Raw genomic sequence first — 18,445 nt, 5'->3', positions numbered from 1 at the left:
ATAAGGCCTCTTTTTTGTTATGTGCTTGAATCATCGCCGCTACCGCTGCCACTTTCACCACCGCTGCCGCTGCCTTCCTGTTTATCGCCGCTTTCGCCGCCCTTTTTCTGTTCCTTTGGCTCGAGTTCGTCCTGAACGACCTTTTTAAGTAAATTCAATACCTCCATCCGGAATAATGGAGTCTGCATAGATTCCTGGATGGTCTTCATGGATTGCTTTCGGTAGTCAGGTGTTTTGGTTAGATTAAGAAACATGGTCATCATTTCTGGAGACTTCATGATTTCTTCGACGGATTTTTGATATGTGGGATCTTTAATTAGTTGCAGGTGCAATTCTTTGCTTTGTGATTGAATGGCTTTAGCAAAATCGCCTGCGAACTTGGGATCAGTCATAATTTTCTCGATTTCCTTTTGATATTCCGGTGCAGTGAGGGTATCTTTAACAGCGGTTTTTATATCCTCTGTTGTTTGAAGTGGCATCATTTTCATACTCATTCCGCTGGTGCCTCCAGAACTGGAATTTGATAATGATTCCTCAACCGCTTTTTTCCCATCTTCACTTTTTAATATATCAATAACCATGGTCTTCATTTCTTTATAACTGCCCTGACCAGAAGAAGAACTGCTCTGCTCACTTCCGCAAGCCGTTAAGGCCATAACAAAGCTTAAAGCCAAACCCACAGATCCGATAAATCTCCATTTCATTGGCGCTGCCCTCCTTTATTAGGATTCTCCAGTTGTATTATGCCGCATTAACACACATTTATGTTGCTGATGTAATGGTGTTTTGTCGGTATCCTTGGTAAAATAAATCTGACATAGGGGAGGTGAAGTGGCTGAGTATAAAAAAATGGTTTTATTTATTTTGGACAACCCTTCTAATAGGAGCGGGCGGAGCAGTAATCGCAGGTCTGGCACTGCAATTCGTGAACGGCCGAATTGATTTCAAAAGTGTCGATGATTTCTTTTTATACCCGTTGATACTATTCGGCTACGGTATGCTTGTCAGTGTTTATGCGCAACTTGGTTTTTTTGCTTATCTAATTTTGAATTACATGGGCAATGGTGTTTTCCCACCAAAAATTTGGAAATACATACAACTGGTGCTTTCTGTGCTCGCATTGCTTGAACTGATTTTTTTGCGTACCGTCGTTGGCGGGGAAAGAAGTGTCTTGTCTGATCTAATACTAGGAATCTTTATTTTGTTAGCTGCCATTATTGTGTCTTATTTCAAAGTGAAAAGTACAAACATCTCAGCTTGGATTCCAACCCTCTTTTTTATGACAGCTATTTCAATTGTGGAAATTATCGGCGTGCTCCGTATAGGTGTTGATAGTGCGACAGTGTTTATTGTTGTTCCGCTCATCGCCTGTAATGCATTCCAAATTTTGATGCTTCACCGTATTCTCAAGCCGGCAGCCGGATAAAGGCTGGGGCGAATTCAGCAAATCATGAACCCCGTGCTCTGGCCTTCAGAAGACGGGGTTTTTTGCTCTAGAATGTATCCTAACGATTAGAATCCGCTGGAGGAGGTTAATCTTAAAGAACAATAGAGCGGATTCTTTGTGTGTAGCAACGCTCACAAAACTAAGTAGATGCTTCCGAAGCGAGTTTTGTACGTAGTAATACAAAGCGTAGCATCGCTCACAAAACTAAGTAGATGCTTCCGAAGTGAGTTTTGTACGTAGTAATACAAGCGTAGCAACGCTCACAAAACTTTTAGGAGGGGAATATATGGACATCAAGCGCTATATGATAAAAGACACAAATGAAATCCAGCTTAACAAGCTGGACCCGGACGATACAGGTAACTTTAAATCAAAAAAAGAAGCAGAAGCCAAAACAGAGCAGTTAAAGGAACGGTTGGCAGAACTTCAAGATATTCTTTTTGCACAGAAAAAGCACTCACTACTCGTAATTCTGCAAGGGATGGATTCCAGCGGTAAGGATGGAACGGTTAAACACATTTTTTCAGGGATCAATCCACAAGGCTTTATAGTGACCAGCTTCAAGAAACCTTCTCTGGAGGAAGCAGCTCACGATTTCTTATGGAGAGTGCATCAAAAGACACCCCCTAAAGGCTACATCTCTGCATTTAACCGCTCACACTATGAAGATGTATTGGTACCGCGGGTACATGGGGGACTGAAAAAGGATGACTTGAAGCGCCGCTTTCGTTACATACGGCAGTTTGAGGAGATGCTGGTGGAAGAGGGAACGACAATTATCAAGCTTTTTCTGCATATTTCAAAAGAAAAGCAGCTTAAGAAAATCAAAGAACGGCTTGAAGATCCCAAAAAACACTGGAAATTCGACGCAAGTGATCTACAGGAGCGGGAGTTTTGGGATGATTACCAAGAGGCATATGTAGATGTTTTTAAGGAGTCTAGTATTGATAAAGCACCCTGGTACTGGATACCAGCCAATCATCAATGGTACCGCAACTATTTGGCCTTATCCATCGTTGTAAAGACACTGGAGAGTCTGGATCTGAGCTATCCGAAGCTGAATACCCCCACACCCGACATATCGGAGCTCATTTCCCCGCGTCATTAATATTTGGATAAGACCAACATCTATTGCGGTACCTAAGATTGGGAGGAGCGTTACAGCCCAGCAGCATCCTCTAAGGCACTATTTAGTGAGGCCGAGTCACGAACCTCTTTACCCTCTGCGTTGCTTTGGCTGATCAGCTCAGAGACGGTAACGAATTCATAACCTTGTCTGCGGAGCTCATCGATAATTTGCGGAAGAGCTTCGTGAGTTTGTTTGCAGGAATCGCTGGCATGCAGTAGAACGATATCACCAGGATGTGCTTTAGTCGTTACACGCTTCACGATATTGTCTACACCTATGTTCTTCCAGTCTAGAGAGTCTGTGTCCCACTGGATGACTTTGTAACCAAGATCATTGGCCACTTGCAGAACTCTTTTGTCAAAATCACCATTAGGCATACGAATTAGATTGGGTTCTTTACCGGTTAATTCTGTAAGCACAGTGTGAGCCGTTGTGATCTGAGTGCGAATCTCTTCGTTACTTAGAGTGCTGTAATTGACGTGTTTATGGCCATGACTGCCAATTTCGAATCCTGCGTTTTTGATGCTTGTTACAATATCGGGGTGAGTCTTACTCCATGGTGACGATAGGAAGAAGGTGGCTTTGTCCACTTTCTTGTCTTCAAGTACCTTCAAAATTGGTTCGGGTCTCTTTTCCCCCCAGCTAATATCGAAGGTTAGGGCAATCAGCTTCTTCTCTGTTGGCACACTGTAAATGGCAGAAGGTCCAGCCTCAGAAAAAACGGTGATATTACCCCTCTCGACATAAACAACTCCAGCAGCAAGAAGCACAGCGGCGAAGATATAGATGAACCTTTTGATCTTTTTGCCGCTGAATACATAAAAAGAATTCATTAATGACAGCGCTCCTCTCCCATGCGAAATGCTTGTTTGTTCTAAATGTATGCTCGTACCGCACGGTTATGACCTAAGAAACAGAGATCACAATTTCAGGAGGTATTTATGTTGTCGTTCTTCACGTTTGTTAAAGATATTAAATCGATCCGCAAGGCTTTGCTGCTGTCCTGTCTGCTCTTCGTAATAGGAGCGGTTGTTGGCTGGGTAGCCACAAGTAGTCTGGAAAAACTATTGGTTCAGCAATTGGAAGGGCTAAGTGAGATCAGCGGAAACTTAAGAGACACCTCTAATCCGCAATGGAACTTCTTTGTATTTATATTTTTGAATAACGCCATCAAGGGCGTGGTTATTATTTTCCTGGGAGCGTTGTTCGGCATATTGCCAGCTATATTCTTATTTATAAACGGAGCGGTAATTGGCTACTTGATACATTTATCCGCACTGCAAGGACAGGATTTGTTCGATTTAATCGTAAAAGGATTACTGCCACACGGGATTATAGAGATTCCGGCAATCATTATCGCGTGTGCCTTTGGACTGCATTTTGGCGGGAAAGTGATTTCAAGTTTATTTCGATCTACAGATAGAAAAGAGGAGAGAAGCGCAGACTGGTCTGCTTTCATGCGTCAAACACTTACGGCTTCCATATGGACTGTAATCCTGTTATTTGTTGCAGCCATTATTGAAAGTACAATTACTTTTTCACTTTTATCATAAAACTTCCGGGAATAGAGCATAACATTAAGGGCGTTCATCCAAGGATTGCCTAAAGGTAAGGAGTATATAATCGACACGAAACCATAAAGGGAATTTTTAATAATTATGGTTATAAAAAGAGGACTCCGGTTAATCTAGTGTAAGAGGATCTTAAGGCAGCTTTCTCCATGAGATGTACTTACTGATTATGCAAAAAGGTTTTGGGGGTTTAGAGAAGGTGTTAATTGCAACTTCATGAAGGAGGCCAAGCATATGTTGGGAATGTTGTTTAACGAAAAGGAATGCAAGGAACTGGATTATGTTTTGAGAAAAGAACTAGATGAGATGCTGTTAGATTTGAGTGATCAGCGCTTGGACCAAAATATCAGGCACGCCATCGCTAATAGATATAAGACTGTATTCCGGATGTATGCTCGCTTCGCTCCTCAGAAAGAGCTTTCCAAGTATGCATGGGGTGGACGTTCTTCTCAGTATAAACACTGAAGATATACGAGAATTGCTACAGTTTTATAAAGTTTTCAGATTATTTAATAAAATAGCTTGACTAAAAAGGAGTGCTCATGATAAATTATATCTCGCGCTCCTTTTGCTTGTGTAAAAGGGAAGCGGAAGGCAAGAAAAATTGAAAAAAAGATTTTTCAAAAAAAAGACTTGCCAAACAGCTTAACACTGTGATATATTATAAAGGTCGCCGCTGATAAACAACGACGACGAAATGAGAGACATTGATCTTTGAAAACTGAACAACGAGTGAGTAGGAAATCACGTAAGTGAAATCCAAAATTGGAGAATTAATTTTCTCGTCAGATGTTTCAAAATGAGCATATCGCTCTTTTCAATACTAATTGGAGAGTTTGATCCTGGCTCAGGACGAACGCTGGCGGCGTGCCTAATACATGCAAGTCGAGCGGAGTTATTTTGAAAGCTTGCTTTCAAAATAACTTAGCGGCGGACGGGTGAGTAACACGTAGGCAACCTGCCCTTCAGACTGGGATAACTACCGGAAACGGTAGCTAATACCGGATAATTTCTTTTTTCTCCTGAGAGAAGAATGAAAGACGGAGCAATCTGTCACTGAGGGATGGGCCTGCGGCGCATTAGCTAGTTGGTGGGGTAACGGCCCACCAAGGCGACGATGCGTAGCCGACCTGAGAGGGTGAACGGCCACACTGGGACTGAGACACGGCCCAGACTCCTACGGGAGGCAGCAGTAGGGAATCTTCCGCAATGGGCGAAAGCCTGACGGAGCAACGCCGCGTGAGTGATGAAGGTTTTCGGATCGTAAAGCTCTGTTGCCAGGGAAGAACGTCCGGTAGAGTAACTGCTACCGGAGTGACGGTACCTGAGAAGAAAGCCCCGGCTAACTACGTGCCAGCAGCCGCGGTAATACGTAGGGGGCAAGCGTTGTCCGGAATTATTGGGCGTAAAGCGCGCGCAGGCGGCTATTTAAGTCTGGTGTTTAAACCTTGGGCTCAACCTGAGGTCGCACTGGAAACTGGGTGGCTTGAGTACAGAAGAGGAAAGTGGAATTCCACGTGTAGCGGTGAAATGCGTAGATATGTGGAGGAACACCAGTGGCGAAGGCGACTTTCTGGGCTGTAACTGACGCTGAGGCGCGAAAGCGTGGGGAGCAAACAGGATTAGATACCCTGGTAGTCCACGCCGTAAACGATGAGTGCTAGGTGTTAGGGGTTTCGATACCCTTGGTGCCGAAGTTAACACAGTAAGCACTCCGCCTGGGGAGTACGGTCGCAAGACTGAAACTCAAAGGAATTGACGGGGACCCGCACAAGCAGTGGAGTATGTGGTTTAATTCGAAGCAACGCGAAGAACCTTACCAGGTCTTGACATCCCTCTGAATCTGCTAGAGATAGCAGCGGCCTTCGGGACAGAGGAGACAGGTGGTGCATGGTTGTCGTCAGCTCGTGTCGTGAGATGTTGGGTTAAGTCCCGCAACGAGCGCAACCCTTAACTTTAGTTGCCAGCAGGTAATGCTGGGCACTCTAGAGTGACTGCCGGTGACAAACCGGAGGAAGGTGGGGATGACGTCAAATCATCATGCCCCTTATGACCTGGGCTACACACGTACTACAATGGCCGGTACAACGGGAAGCGAAGCCGCGAGGTGGAGCCAATCCCATCAAAGCCGGTCTCAGTTCGGATTGCAGGCTGCAACTCGCCTGCATGAAGTCGGAATTGCTAGTAATCGCGGATCAGCATGCCGCGGTGAATACGTTCCCGGGTCTTGTACACACCGCCCGTCACACCACGAGAGTTTACAACACCCGAAGTCGGTGGGGTAACCCGCAAGGGAGCCAGCCGCCGAAGGTGGGGTAGATGATTGGGGTGAAGTCGTAACAAGGTAGCCGTATCGGAAGGTGCGGCTGGATCACCTCCTTTCTATGGAGAATCGTTCTCTGCAATGAGGACATTCAAATCGGAAGCTCAGCTTCCAAAACTCAGGTTTAGGCCTGTTACTCACTCGTTGCTCAGTTTTGAGAGTTTAAGCTCTCAAGTAAGACTTGATCCTTGAAAACTGGATACCGAAACGAATTTGCGTTTTAGAACATCTTTTAGCAACTTGTGCAAACAAGTAAATGTTATTAGTGAGATTTTTCTTCGGAAAAATCAAGGTTAAGCTAATAAGAGCACACGGAGGATGCCTAGGCGCCAGGAGCCGACGAAGGACGTGGCGAACAACGAAACTGCCTCGGGGAGCTGTAAGCAAGCTTTGATCCGGGGGTGTCCGAATGGGGAAACCCAGCTGTGGTAATTCGCAGTTACTCATTTCTGAATACATAGGAAATGTAGAGGCAGACCAGGGGAACTGAAACATCTAAGTACCCTGAGGAAGAGAAAACAATAGTGATTCCGTCAGTAGCGGCGAGCGAACGCGGAACAGCCTAAACCTAAGAGCTTGCTCTTAGGGGTTGTGGGACGTCTCACATGGAGTTACAAAGGAATATGGTAGGTGAAGAGGTCTGGAAAGGCCCGCGATAGAGGTAAAAGCCCTGTAACCTAAACTGTGTTCTCTCCGAGACGGATCCCGAGTAGTGCGGGGCACGTGAAACCCCGTATGAATCCAGCAGGACCATCTGCTAAGGCTAAATACTACCTGGCGACCGATAGTGAAACAGTACCGTGAGGGAAAGGTGAAAAGCACCCCGGAAGGGGAGTGAAATAGAACCTGAAACCGTGTGCTTACAAAAAGTCAGAGCCCGATCTATGGGTGATGGCGTGCCTTTTGTAGAATGAACCGGCGAGTTACGTTTAACATGCAAGGTTAAGCCGAGAAGGTGGAGCCGCAGCGAAAGCGAGTCTGAATAGGGCGAATGAGTATGTGGACGTAGACCCGAAACCGTGTGATCTACCCCTGTCCAGGGTGAAGGTGCGGTAACACGCACTGGAGGCCCGAACCCACGTACGTTGAAAAGTGCGGGGATGAGGTGGGGGTAGCGGAGAAATTCCAATCGAACTCGGAGATAGCTGGTTCTCCCCGAAATAGCTTTAGGGCTAGCCTCGGTATAAGAGTAGTGGAGGTAGAGCACTGATTGGGTGCGGGGTCCGCAAGGATTACCAAGCTCAGTCAAACTCCGAATGCCATATACTTATTGCCGGGAGTCAGACAGTGAGTGCTAAGATCCATTGTCAAAAGGGAAACAGCCCAGACCATCAGCTAAGGTCCCCAAGTGTGTGTTAAGTGGGAAAGGATGTGGAGTTGCACAGACAACCAGGATGTTGGCTTAGAAGCAGCCACCATTGAAAGAGTGCGTAATAGCTCACTGGTCGAGTGACTCTGCGCCGAAAATGTAACGGGGCTAAACACACCACCGAAGCTATGGCTAGATACGTATGTATCTGGGGTAGGGGAGCGTTGTGTAGGGGTTGAAGGTGTACTGAAAAGAGCGCTGGACACTACACAAGTGAGAATGCCGGTATGAGTAACGAAAAGATCAGTGAGAATCTGATCCGCCGAAAGCCCAAGGTTTCCTGAGGAAGGCTCGTCCGCTCAGGGTAAGTCGGGACCTAAGGCGAGGCCGAAAGGCGTAGTCGAAGGACAACAGTTTGAAATTACTGTACCACCGTAATCCGCTATGAGCGATGGGGTGACGCAGGAGGGTAGTGACGCGGACTGATGGATGTCCGTCTAAGCAGTGAGGCTGATGTGTAGGCAAATCCGCACATCGATAAGGCTGGGCTGTGATGGGGAGCGAAAATTATAGTAGCGAAGGTCATGATCTCACACTGCCAAGAAAAGCCTCTAGCCAGGAGAAGGTGCCCGTACCGCAAACCGACACAGGTAGGCGAGAAGAGAATTCTAAGGCGCGCGGAAGAACTCTCGTTAAGGAACTCGGCAAAATGACCCCGTAACTTCGGGAGAAGGGGTGCCCCGGTAGTGTGAATAGCACGAGGGGGCCGCAGTGAAAAGGCCCAAGCGACTGTTTAGCAAAAACACAGGTCTGTGCGAAGCCGCAAGGCGAAGTATACGGGCTGACGCCTGCCCGGTGCTGGAAGGTTAAGGGGAGTGGTTAGGGGTAACCCGAAGCTATGAACCGAAGCCCCAGTAAACGGCGGCCGTAACTATAACGGTCCTAAGGTAGCGAAATTCCTTGTCAGGTAAATTCTGACCCGCACGAATGGCGTAACGACTTGGGCGCTGTCTCAACGAGAGATCCGGTGAAATTTTAATACCTGTGAAGATGCAGGTTACCCGCGACAAGACGGAAAGACCCCATGGAGCTTTACTGCAGCTTGATATTGAATTTGGGTACGATCTGTACAGGATAGGTGGGAGCCGTAGAAATCGGAGCGCAAGCTTCGGTGGAGGCGCCGTTGGGATACCACCCTGATCGTATCTAGGTTCTAACCTAGTACCCTTATCGGGTACGGGGACCGTGTCAGGCGGGCAGTTTGACTGGGGCGGTCGCCTCCTAAAGAGTAACGGAGGCGTTCCAAGGTTCCCTCAGAATGGTTGGAAATCATTCGCAGAGTGCAAAGGCATAAGGGAGCTTGACTGCGAGACCTACAAGTCGAGCAGGGACGAAAGTCGGACTTAGTGATCCGGTGGTACCGCATGGAAGGGCCATCGCTCAACGGATAAAAGCTACCCTGGGGATAACAGGCTTATCTCCCCCAAGAGTCCACATCGACGGGGAGGTTTGGCACCTCGATGTCGGCTCATCGCATCCTGGGGCTGAAGTAGGTCCCAAGGGTTGGGCTGTTCGCCCATTAAAGCGGTACGCGAGCTGGGTTCAGAACGTCGTGAGACAGTTCGGTCCCTATCTGTCGTGGGCGCAGGAAATTTGAGAGGAGCTGTCCTTAGTACGAGAGGACCGGGATGGACGTACCGCTGGTGCACCAGTTGTTCCGCCAGGAGCATGGCTGGGTAGCTACGTACGGACGGGATAAGCGCTGAAAGCATCTAAGCGTGAAGCCCCCCTCAAGATGAGATTTCCCAATTAGTAAGACCCCTTGAAGACGACGAGGTAGATAGGTTGGAGGTGGAAGTGCAGCAATGCATGGAGCTGACCAATACTAATCGGTCGAGGGCTTATCCTATACGTAGAATGCAGATTCGTTTCGGATTCAGTTTTCAGGCGATTAAGCCTGAGCATTTACGCTGTAAATGCCCGTTTGGTGGCGATAGCGGAGGGGTTCCACGCGTACCCATCCCGAACACGACCGTTAAGCCCTCCAGCGCCGATGGTACTTGGACCGAAGGGTCCTGGGAGAGTAGGACGTTGCCAAGCGGATATTCCCTGATAGCTCAGTTGGTAGAGCACTCGACTGTTAATCGAGTTGTCACAGGTTCGAGTCCTGTTCGGGGAGCCATGCTCTCATAGCTCAGCAGGTAGAGTGCTTCCATGGTAAGGAAGAGGTCACCGGTTCGAATCCGGTTGAGAGCTCCACAGATTTGCAAGGCCCGTTGGTCAAGGGGTTAAGACACCTCCCTTTCACGGAGGTAACATGGGTTCGAATCCCATACGGGTCACCAACTTTTACTTGTACTTACCCTTAGAGGGTCCCATAGATATGGAGGCTTAGCTCAGCTGGGAGAGCATCTGCCTTACAAGCAGAGGGTCGGGGGTTCGATCCCCTCAGCCTCCACCATAATCTTCCTAAGAGATTATGGGCAACATAGAGGTACCATCAATGGGGATTAGCCAAGCGGTAAGGCAACGGACTTTGACTCCGTCACTCATAGGTTCGAATCCTATATCCCCAGCCAAGTGCGAGCCATTAGCTCAGTTGGTAGAGCACCTGACTTTTAATCAGGGTGTCGAAGGTTCGAGTCCTTCATGGCTCACTTTTATTATTATCATGCGCGTGTGGCGGAATGGCAGACGCACCAGACTTAGGATCTGGCGTTTCACGACGTGGGGGTTCAAGTCCCTTCACGCGCACCACTTATTGCGGACGTGGCTCAGCGGTAGAGCATCGCCTTGCCAAGGCGAGGGTCGCGGGTTCGATTCCCGTCGTCCGCTCCATAATTTTGCGCCCTTAGCTCAGCTGGATAGAGCGTTTGACTACGAATCAAAAGGCCGGGAGTTCGAATCTCTCAGGGCGCGCCATTTTTATTATTAAGCAATTATAGTATTTATAACGGGATGTAGCTCAGCTTGGTAGAGCACCTGGTTTGGGACCAGGGGGTCGCATGTTCAAATCGTGTCATCCCGATTTTCACCTTTGCGGGTGTAGTTCAATGGTAGAACTTCAGCCTTCCAAGCTGATAGCGTGGGTTCGATTCCCATCACCCGCTCCATAATTTTATAGTAACGGGATGTAGCTCAGCTTGGTAGAGCACCTGGTTTGGGACCAGGGGGTCGCATGTTCAAATCGTGTCATCCCGATACTCAGCTTAATCGCTGCTCAAAAGCTCTTACTTCGGTAAGGGCTTTTTTGTTATGTATTGAATAAACATATAAATACAGTCGAAGAACGTATGTTCTATTATTCCTCCAAAAAAAATCGGACTTCCGGTGGAATTCCAATCCGTAGATAATAGTTTCTCCATGATTCCTCTTGTTCGGGGCTTCTGCCCGAAGAAAGTAATTTTACAGCAAAGACATTAGCTTGACGTTCAAGCTTCCCAGGAGAGAAATAGGAGCTTTCCTCCAGAAAAAAGCGATTGATCCCCTTGTGAAGCCGATCATGCCCTAATTCATGCGCACAAACGAAGCGCTGCCATTCTACAGGCAACTCATTATGAATGACGATAAACCTTCTTCTTAGTTTTCGATAATATAATCCCTTTGTGCCAGTCCCCAGGTTCATGAAACGAATTTGAATGCCTAATGCTGCGGCAAGCTCGAACGGGCAGTTGGTTTTATATTTTTTAATCAGACTATTGATCAGTTCATCCATGTTCTTCACCTGCAGCATGTTAGTATAGTTATTTAGTGTCTTTGGATTTTTTTCTCTTATTCATCTGTTTGGCTTCCCAGAACAATCCGGTTAGTACATCTTTTATCCTCTGTTTATCTTCTTTGTCTAATGGAATCCCATCAAACATCAGCTCTCCATCATCCTCTAGCATTTTTCGAAAGTCTCGTTTATCTTTGCTTGTAGCCCAATCTGGGATAGCCTCATCGCTTGAAAGAGTCTGGTCCTGCAAATACCCTGCCTGATCCATTAGCTCCTCGTAGGGGACGCCAGTGGCCTCAGCAATTTTGCGTAACGTGGTTGGTTTAGGAACCCCTCTTAATCCATTCTCAATCCGGGAAATTTGCGAACCGCTAATTCCGGCTGCTGCTGCTAATTGATTAATGGTGAGTCCCTTTGTTTCCCGAAGATGCTTCATATAATCCCCGAATTCCTGTTTCATCTCAACTCACTCCTTATTGGCTGTAACCTTATGATAATAATATAAGCCATTTTTGCCAATAGGTAAACAACAAAGCGTATATTATTGCCAAAAGGCAAGATAATGGAGGGATATACGCTCTTTTTCGATAAAAACAGCCCAAAATGGGGTTTTACGAGATTGGTAAAGAAGTGGTATATTATAGAAAAATACGAACAGAATACGAACAAGATTTATTTTATCACATTGGGCTGGAAAATTCCGCAAATTAAATCTCATTCAGTTAAACCCAAAAGGAGTGCATAAATGATGAACATATCAACTTTACCAGAGTTGGACCGTCGCCGAACCCAGGTCGCTATAGAGAGCATGTTGGAGAAATACCGTATTTTTAAGACCGTTACATTTGAAGCGAAGGAAGCAAGCACAACTTATTCATACACAGAAAGATTTCATGGTCCTACTAACACTGTAACTGATCAGACTGCTGCGATAGCTTCTTATAATGTGGACATCCCTGCCGCAAGGAGAGCTTATTGTTCCGCAATAGACTCTGTGGTAGAGAGACTCGATACGAGAGAACAGCAGCTGGTACGGGAAAGGTATATGAGAAGAGACGAGATGTACGATTATACGATTTACAATCATGTGTTTGATCCACCGGTAAGTAAGGACACTTACGTGAAGATACGCTCGAAGGCTTTTTACAAGATGGCATTAGCGTTAACGGATCTCGGTTTACTATCTCTGCAAACTTTAGTAACAACAGCGCCTAGGGTAAAGAAAGAGAAAATGAGTATTACTTAATAGAAATAGAATAGTGTGATTAGTAAAGAAGACTGTATCGTCCGAGCGGATGATGCGGTCTTTTTTTGAATTATAAGAAAGTATAAGTTTCAGGATGTACTTTATCCTTATAATCCCGCACAAAAACTTGCCGTCCATAAAAGGAGGGACGAAGGCTCTTAAGCTTGTCTTCAATTATGTTCCTCCGAAAAACCGCTCTATACCATCCAAAAGCTAGCCAAAACCTCGTCCGTTTACCCTCTCCGCAAGGAAAATATGGGGGTATGATTATAACATGGCAAATGAAGCAAAAGAACATCGCAAGAGCATGAATGCTCTGCTAATAGTTCCGCCCTAAGGGTGATGAGAACAAACCTAGCGGTGAAAGATTCTTCTCGCATTTGCCTAATGAAGAAGGGATATTATCCAACCTCGGATAGTATCCTTTTTTCTTAAATCTAGTTGAGGGGGTGTCTGCTTAATGTTCATGCAGTTGAAGGTTAACACCATCAAGGATCGACGAACGGTCGCAGATCAGAAAGGAATGGAGTGATGTCGGTACAACAATTGCGAGAACACATTACAAGTACACTTGAATGGTATTTTCCTGATGTGCCTGTATATGTAGAAGGAGAAAAACCTCAAACAGCCTATTTTCATCCCGGACTGATCTCAGCAACACTGGATCGGCAGCGGGAGGGCAGGTATTTAGCGGTCTACCGTTTTGGCATCCGTTATGAGCAAGGCAATTTGCTGGAAGCTGAGAGAATGGCAGATAAGCTAAGTGAGGCGATGGCAGGAATGGAGCAGGATGGTGGAGCTTTTCGTGTAGTTAGGCAAGCGTGGGAAGCTGGAACTGAAGGGCATGGGCCGCTGTTTACAGTTGACTATATGTTGTATTTGCAAAACGACAAGCCTGACAGCATTAAGATGGGACAAATGATTGGAGGAGAACGATTGAAATGAGTACTAAAGGGAGTAACGGGAATGGGTTCAGTAAGGAACAGATTGTGAATTCCTCACTTTTTACGCCGAGGGAAAAGGATATATTGAACGTTATTTTGCAGGATGGCAAGAACTATACGCTCGAAGAAGCAAAGCAATCTATGGGATTGTTCAAAAATAAGGAGGTAATGAACTAATGGCAGGCGGAACATGGACAACGCAAAATAAGGTGCGCCCTGGGGTGTACGTAAATGTAGCATCAAATCAAGGTGCCATCGGCAAAATGGGAGAACGCGGGATTACGGCATTGGCGCTTGCCCTATCTTGGGGAGAACCGGGAGTAATCATGAAGATTACCCCGCAGGATGATGTGAATAAGCTGCTAGGAGTTGATTTGGAACATCCAACTCTATTGCCAGTGCGTGAAGCGCTGAAACGGGCGGGAACCTTGCTGCTCTATCGATTGAATGAAGGCGTTAAAGCGGCAGTCACAAATAACGGTCTTCAGGTAACAGCTAAATATGGCGGTGTACGCGGAAATGATCTTTCGATTGTGATTGAGAAAAATATAGAGAATGTTGCTCTTTTTGATGTAAAGACGTTGCTTAATGGAACAGAACTGAACAAGCAAACAGTTGGAACGGCTGAGGAGTTGGTCGCGAACGATTATGTTCAATTCCAGAAAAATGGTGCAGAAGGCTTGAAGCTAATTGCAGGCATGCCGCTTACAGGGGGGGCTAACGGAACCGTGACGAATGGAGCACATAGTGACTTCCTGTCTGCTCTTGAGGTGCAAGAATTCCAAACCGTGGGTCTAGTATCGCAGGATAGTGCTCTCAAGGCACTCTACAGTTCTTTTGTGAGACGGCTTCGGGATACAGAAGGGAAAAAGGTACAGGCTGTACTATCCGATTATGCGGCTGCAGGTCATGAAGGTGTGATTAGCGTGAATAATGGGGTAGTACTGAGCGACGGAACTACGATTGATAACGTCAATGTCGTTGCTTGGGTAGCTGGTGCTACAGCAGCAGCTGCTGTTAATGAATCGCTGACTTATCAGGGTTATGATGATTCGGTGGATGCTGATGTAAGACTTAGCCATTCTGAGACTACAGCTGCGTTGCTAAAAGGAGAGCTTATCTTTACTTACAGTGGCGGACGGGCTGTGGTGGAACAGGATATTAATACATTTACCGCATTTTCACCGGACAAAGGCAAAGCATTCTCCAAAAATCGTGTACTTCGCGTGCTGGATGGAATTGCAAATGATATGAAGCGTATTTTTGAGAACTACTATATCGGTAAGGTCGCGAATAATGAAGATGGCCGTGCTCTTTTCTGGTCACAGTGTGCGACTTATATGAATGATTTGCAGGATATGGGTGCGATTGAGGGCTTTAACGCGCAGACAGATGTTGTAGTTGTGGCTGGTGCAGATAGTGACAGTATCGTGCTGGATGTGGCTGTGAAACCGGTAGATTCCGTAGAAAAAGTATATATGAAAGTGAAGGTGGTTTAAGATGGCATTTTTAAAAGCTAGTGATACGATTTCCGGCCAGGAGGGCCGTGCTTATGCTGTGATTGGTACGCAAACTGAAGAGATGTTCTATGTGAAAACTCTTGAAGCTACAGTAGAAAAAACAAAAGCAGAAGTGAAAACACTGGGCCGCCGGGGTGTTCAGCATAAAGCGACTGGATGGTCGGGCAGCGGTTCGATGACGATTTTTTATATGACTAGTCGTTTCCGCCAGATGATGCTCGATTATATGAATACGGGTGTTGATCAGTACTTCGATATTGAGGTTACGAACGAGGATCCATCGTCCAGCGTGGGGGCACAACGGATTATTCTAAAAGGGGTGAACCTCGATAGTGTCATCATGGCCTCACTCGATACAGAGTCAGACGCTCTGGAAGAAGAAGTTAGCTTTACCTTTGAAGATGTGCAGATTGTGCAAGCTTTTGGTGCTCCGGCAGGTTCCGGGCTTTAATTAAGACAACTAGATAGATTGGAGCAAGCAAGACCCGAACGTAGAATGAGCGACGGGTCTCTTCTCTGTCTATTGGCAGCTAGTAGCAGGAGAAGTATCTAAATAAATAATTCTAGGAGGAAGACAATGAGCGAATTAAGTTTGTTTTTTGCCCAAAATGTAGCATGTGACACGACCGAGGAGTTTGTGGTATCCCAGCGTTTTAAGGATAAGGAAGGAAATGCGGTGGCCTGGAAGTTGCGCAGTATGACTGAGGATGAGAATCAGGAATGCCGCAAGGCCGCAACCCGCAAAGTCAAAGGGAAAAACGGAGTGTATACCTCTGAAATTGAGCCTAACGATTATATGGCGAAGCTGATGACCTCAAGTGTAATGCATCCGGATCTAAAAAATGCTGAACTGCAGCGTTCTTATGGCGTACTTGGCGCTGAAACACTGCTGCGTAAAATGCTGCTTCCGGGTGAATTCGCGGCGTTGGGTGAGCGGGTGCAGGCCTTAAATGGTTTTGGCACGGACATGAACGAGCTGGTGGATGAAGTAAAAAACTAATCAACGAGGGCGATAGTGAAGCCAATTTTGCTTATTACGCCCTCCATGAGCTGCACATTTTACCCCATGAGCTGATGAAGCTGTCTTCCCGCGAACGCGCCGCAATATATGCGATGATTGCTGTTCGTGTGGAGAAGGAGAAGCGCGATCAGGCACGGAGTAAGGCGAGGAAGAGATAGTTAGGGGGTGAGAGAATGGCAGGTGTACAAAATAATATAGCTGGAATACAGCAAGTTTCCAATCAATGGATCAATGATATAACCAATCAGATTACAACACAGGTCTCGGCAAATATTTCAAATTCCTTTTCAGCAACCTTAAACCGTATCAGTATGAAAATAGTCAATAAACCCGTGTACAACATCACTAATAATTACAGTGCAGCTTATACCAGAATTCAAGCTTCTATTGGAGGTGCGGTTCAGGCTCAGGAGAGACTGAATGATGCGGCTGATAGAGGGGCTGGAGGAGCTGAAAAGCAAGCAGGAACCTGGGAAAAGCTTACGGGGGCCTTTGAAAAGGCTAAGGGTATGGTGGAAAAAGTTAAGGGTGTCATGGAGAAGGTGCTTGTGCCAGCTGCTGAGCAGCAAAAGTGGGAAGATCTTTTCAAAGCAAAAACCGGAAATGCTGATGTTGGTGTAGCTATGTTTGATAAATTCAAGAAGAGAGCGCTAGAAACCGGACAGGACGTCAGCAAGTCTATGGAAAGTGTCTTGTCGTTTTATCCTAAAACACAAAATACGGACCAGCTAGATAAGCTAATGGATTATTCCACAAGGCTTAGTATGATGTCTCCAGAAGGTAAGGATATTGGCGATACTTCATCAGCTATTAATTCTGCATTTGATGGAGACTCTAGTGACTTAGCATCGATGCTTCAGGTAGATGAAGAGGAGCTTGGTGGACTCGACCTAGTAGCCAGTACGGGGAACATGGGCGCTTTTTTAAGTACTTTGGGAGATATCATGACAACGGCAGGTATGACGAGTACTTCGCTGCAAACCATGATGGATTCACCCGTAAATCAGTGGCAGACACTTCTTGGAAACTATAACAATTCCTTAGCTGGCATGGGACAAGGGGCACTTGCAGCATTTTCTCCGCTGTTAAGCATTCTTAATGATGCGTTCTCAGAAGGTACCTTTCAGCCTATTATCGATGGGATGGCCATTGGATTGGCTATTATAGCACAAGGTTTTTCACAAGTTGTACAGGGAGCCTTATTCCTTTGGAGTGTTCTTAGCAGCACGTTGCCTTATGTAGTACCCATTCTTTTGGGAATTGTTGCTGGGATTATTGCTTATAAAATTGCTATGGGTGCAGCAGCAATCGCAACAAATATGTCAGCAATTGCGACTGGGATCGCTACCGCAGCGCAAGGGATTTACAACGCTGTGTTAAATGCCAATCCTATTGCGCTTGTAATTGGACTTGTTATTGCACTTATTGTGGCTTTTTTAGGAATTGTTGCAGCTCTTCAGCCAGTAAGAGATTTTCTTGCCAATATGTTCAGGGCTCTCGGACAGATCGTTGCAGATTTTGTAGGTTATGTGATTGATCTATGGACCGGATTTATTAATGGTATCATTGATGCTGCCAATTTTTTATTAGGTGGTATTAATAAAGTAATTGGGGCTGTTGGTAAATTTATAGGTATAGAATCAGAGATTAATCTTCATCTTGAACGGGTTGACAGCAGTCAATTTAAACAGAACGTGGAGATGAGCATTGAAAATACTTTTGATACGGCTGCGAAATATACGCAAGAATTTGATGTTAACAAATTTAAAGAAAGCCTAAACGTAGGGGGGAATACGAATAACGAGACTACAATCAATCAATGGAATACTACTCATCAAGATGATTCAACGAAACCTCCGAAATCGCCTACCATTCCTGAGGTTCCAGTAGTTCCTGTGACGAAGACTCCTGCGTTAAATACGCCTTCCGCTGTAGGTTCTTTTCAAAATGCAGGAGTACCTGGTAATCTGAACACCGTCAACCGTGTGAACGAGCTCGGCTCCATCAACGACACCGTAGACATCTCCAGTGATGATCTGAAAATGCTCCGCGAGCTGGCCGAGATTCAGGCGATCCAGAATTTTGTGGAGCTTACGCCGACGGTGCAGGTGACGACTGGAAATATTAACAATGCCGGAGACATTGATACGATTATCAACAAGATCGGGCAAAAGCTGAACGAGGAGTTTGTCTCTACGGCGCAGGGGGTGTATACGTAAC

General features: G+C 46.1%; 15 protein-coding genes, 12 tRNA genes and 3 rRNA genes. 26 read left to right on the top strand and 4 right to left on the bottom strand.

The window, feature by feature from the left end:
• Positions 1-17 precede the first annotated feature (17 nt).
• Complete coding sequence (gerD, locus tag MHH86_RS28220) at positions 18-704, bottom strand: spore germination lipoprotein GerD (RefSeq protein ID WP_036680627.1); 687 nt, start codon at positions 702-704, stop codon at positions 18-20.
• A gap of 131 nt (positions 705-835) precedes the next feature.
• On the opposite strand from gerD, the gene MHH86_RS28215 reads away from it, so the two are divergent.
• Positions 836-1,426, top strand: a complete 591-nt coding sequence (locus MHH86_RS28215) for a KinB-signaling pathway activation protein (RefSeq protein WP_036680642.1) — start codon at positions 836-838, stop codon at positions 1,424-1,426.
• A 307-nt stretch (positions 1,427-1,733) separates the two neighbouring features.
• A complete protein-coding gene (locus MHH86_RS28210; RefSeq protein ID WP_051491135.1) occupies positions 1,734-2,555 on the top strand; it encodes a PPK2 family polyphosphate kinase in 822 nt (273 codons plus the stop codon).
• Between the two features lie 50 nt (positions 2,556-2,605).
• Here the strand turns inward: MHH86_RS28210 and pdaB are convergent, their stop codons facing one another.
• Positions 2,606-3,409, bottom strand: a complete 804-nt coding sequence (gene pdaB, locus MHH86_RS28205) for a polysaccharide deacetylase family sporulation protein PdaB (RefSeq protein WP_036680629.1) — start codon at positions 3,407-3,409, stop codon at positions 2,606-2,608.
• Positions 3,410-3,517: 108 nt separating this feature from the next.
• Between pdaB and MHH86_RS28200 the strand changes: the two genes are divergently transcribed.
• From MHH86_RS28200 to MHH86_RS28120, 17 genes are all read left to right on the top strand, one after another.
• Positions 3,518-4,129 (top strand): stage II sporulation protein M, encoded by a 612-nt coding sequence (locus MHH86_RS28200; protein ID WP_036680630.1) that lies wholly within the window; start codon positions 3,518-3,520, stop codon positions 4,127-4,129.
• A gap of 252 nt (positions 4,130-4,381) precedes the next feature.
• Positions 4,382-4,612, top strand: coding sequence for a hypothetical protein (locus MHH86_RS28195; RefSeq protein ID WP_036680631.1), 231 nt, complete (start codon positions 4,382-4,384; stop codon positions 4,610-4,612).
• A 359-nt stretch (positions 4,613-4,971) separates the two neighbouring features.
• Positions 4,972-6,529 (top strand): 16S ribosomal RNA (locus tag MHH86_RS28190).
• Positions 6,530-6,761: 232 nt separating this feature from the next.
• Positions 6,762-9,688, top strand: a 23S ribosomal RNA gene (locus MHH86_RS28185).
• 74 nt (positions 9,689-9,762) lie between these two features.
• Positions 9,763-9,879 (top strand): 5S ribosomal RNA (rrf, locus tag MHH86_RS28180).
• Together the 16S, 23S and 5S rRNA genes with 12 tRNA genes alongside form the textbook arrangement of a ribosomal RNA operon.
• Before the next feature lie 6 nt (positions 9,880-9,885).
• Positions 9,886-9,961: transfer RNA gene (locus MHH86_RS28175), tRNA-Asn, on the top strand.
• Position 9,962: 1 nt separating this feature from the next.
• Positions 9,963-10,038: transfer RNA gene (locus MHH86_RS28170), tRNA-Thr, on the top strand.
• An 11-nt stretch (positions 10,039-10,049) separates the two neighbouring features.
• Positions 10,050-10,124, top strand: a tRNA-Glu gene (locus MHH86_RS28165).
• 40 nt (positions 10,125-10,164) lie between these two features.
• Positions 10,165-10,240: transfer RNA gene (locus MHH86_RS28160), tRNA-Val, on the top strand.
• A gap of 43 nt (positions 10,241-10,283) precedes the next feature.
• Positions 10,284-10,358: transfer RNA gene (locus MHH86_RS28155), tRNA-Gln, on the top strand.
• Positions 10,359-10,363: 5 nt separating this feature from the next.
• Positions 10,364-10,436: transfer RNA gene (locus MHH86_RS28150), tRNA-Lys, on the top strand.
• 16 nt (positions 10,437-10,452) lie between these two features.
• Positions 10,453-10,536 (top strand) — tRNA-Leu (locus MHH86_RS28145).
• Between the two features lie 6 nt (positions 10,537-10,542).
• Positions 10,543-10,617: transfer RNA gene (locus MHH86_RS28140), tRNA-Gly, on the top strand.
• 7 nt (positions 10,618-10,624) lie between these two features.
• Positions 10,625-10,701, top strand: a tRNA-Arg gene (locus MHH86_RS28135).
• A gap of 32 nt (positions 10,702-10,733) precedes the next feature.
• A tRNA-Pro gene (locus MHH86_RS28130) sits at positions 10,734-10,807 on the top strand.
• A gap of 11 nt (positions 10,808-10,818) precedes the next feature.
• Positions 10,819-10,892: transfer RNA gene (locus MHH86_RS28125), tRNA-Gly, on the top strand.
• Positions 10,893-10,906: 14 nt separating this feature from the next.
• Positions 10,907-10,980, top strand: a tRNA-Pro gene (locus tag MHH86_RS28120).
• 100 nt (positions 10,981-11,080) lie between these two features.
• On the opposite strand, the gene MHH86_RS28115 is transcribed toward MHH86_RS28120, so the two are convergent.
• Together MHH86_RS28115 and MHH86_RS28110 are read right to left on the bottom strand one after the other, a co-directional pair.
• The gene (locus MHH86_RS28115; RefSeq protein ID WP_036681396.1) at positions 11,081-11,494 is read right to left on the bottom strand and encodes an ImmA/IrrE family metallo-endopeptidase; all 414 of its coding nucleotides are present in this window, start codon (positions 11,492-11,494) and stop codon (positions 11,081-11,083) included.
• Between the two features lie 28 nt (positions 11,495-11,522).
• Positions 11,523-11,954 (bottom strand): transcriptional regulator, encoded by a 432-nt coding sequence (locus tag MHH86_RS28110; RefSeq protein ID WP_036681238.1) that lies wholly within the window; start codon positions 11,952-11,954, stop codon positions 11,523-11,525.
• Positions 11,955-12,239: 285 nt separating this feature from the next.
• Between MHH86_RS28110 and MHH86_RS28105 the strand changes: the two genes are divergently transcribed.
• The 7 genes from MHH86_RS28105 to MHH86_RS28075 all read left to right on the top strand — a co-directional run bounded on the left by MHH86_RS28105 (position 12,240) and on the right by MHH86_RS28075 (position 18,444).
• Positions 12,240-12,740 carry an ArpU family phage packaging/lysis transcriptional regulator gene (locus MHH86_RS28105; protein ID WP_094902361.1) on the top strand — a complete coding sequence of 167 codons (501 nt, stop codon included), beginning with the start codon at positions 12,240-12,242 and terminating at the stop codon, positions 12,738-12,740.
• 531 nt (positions 12,741-13,271) lie between these two features.
• Positions 13,272-13,685 carry a DUF6838 family protein gene (locus MHH86_RS28100; protein WP_076141912.1) on the top strand — a complete coding sequence of 138 codons (414 nt, stop codon included), beginning with the start codon at positions 13,272-13,274 and terminating at the stop codon, positions 13,683-13,685.
• On the top strand, positions 13,682-13,861 hold the full coding sequence (locus MHH86_RS28095) for a hypothetical protein (RefSeq protein ID WP_036681241.1): 180 nt from the start codon (positions 13,682-13,684) through the stop codon (positions 13,859-13,861). The genes MHH86_RS28100 and MHH86_RS28095 overlap by 4 nt, the downstream gene beginning before the upstream one ends.
• Positions 13,861-15,183 carry a phage tail sheath family protein gene (locus MHH86_RS28090; protein ID WP_076141913.1) on the top strand — a complete coding sequence of 441 codons (1,323 nt, stop codon included), beginning with the start codon at positions 13,861-13,863 and terminating at the stop codon, positions 15,181-15,183. The genes MHH86_RS28095 and MHH86_RS28090 overlap by 1 nt, the downstream gene beginning before the upstream one ends.
• Before the next feature lies 1 nt (position 15,184).
• Positions 15,185-15,655, top strand: a complete 471-nt coding sequence (locus MHH86_RS28085; RefSeq protein ID WP_036681245.1) for a phage tail tube protein — start codon at positions 15,185-15,187, stop codon at positions 15,653-15,655.
• Between the two features lie 126 nt (positions 15,656-15,781).
• Positions 15,782-16,204 carry a phage portal protein gene (locus MHH86_RS28080; RefSeq protein ID WP_036681247.1) on the top strand — a complete coding sequence of 141 codons (423 nt, stop codon included), beginning with the start codon at positions 15,782-15,784 and terminating at the stop codon, positions 16,202-16,204.
• Between the two features lie 194 nt (positions 16,205-16,398).
• Positions 16,399-18,444, top strand: a complete 2,046-nt coding sequence (locus MHH86_RS28075) for a hypothetical protein (RefSeq protein WP_038573435.1) — start codon at positions 16,399-16,401, stop codon at positions 18,442-18,444.
• The last annotated feature ends 1 nt before the right edge of the window (position 18,445 follow it).

The organism is Paenibacillus sp. FSL F4-0097, assembly GCF_038593125.1.
Classification (GTDB): domain Bacteria; phylum Bacillota; class Bacilli; order Paenibacillales; family Paenibacillaceae; genus Paenibacillus_AQ; species Paenibacillus_AQ odorifer.
Note: the sequence above shows the minus strand (reverse complement) of the source record. Positions and strands in the feature narration are given on the sequence as shown.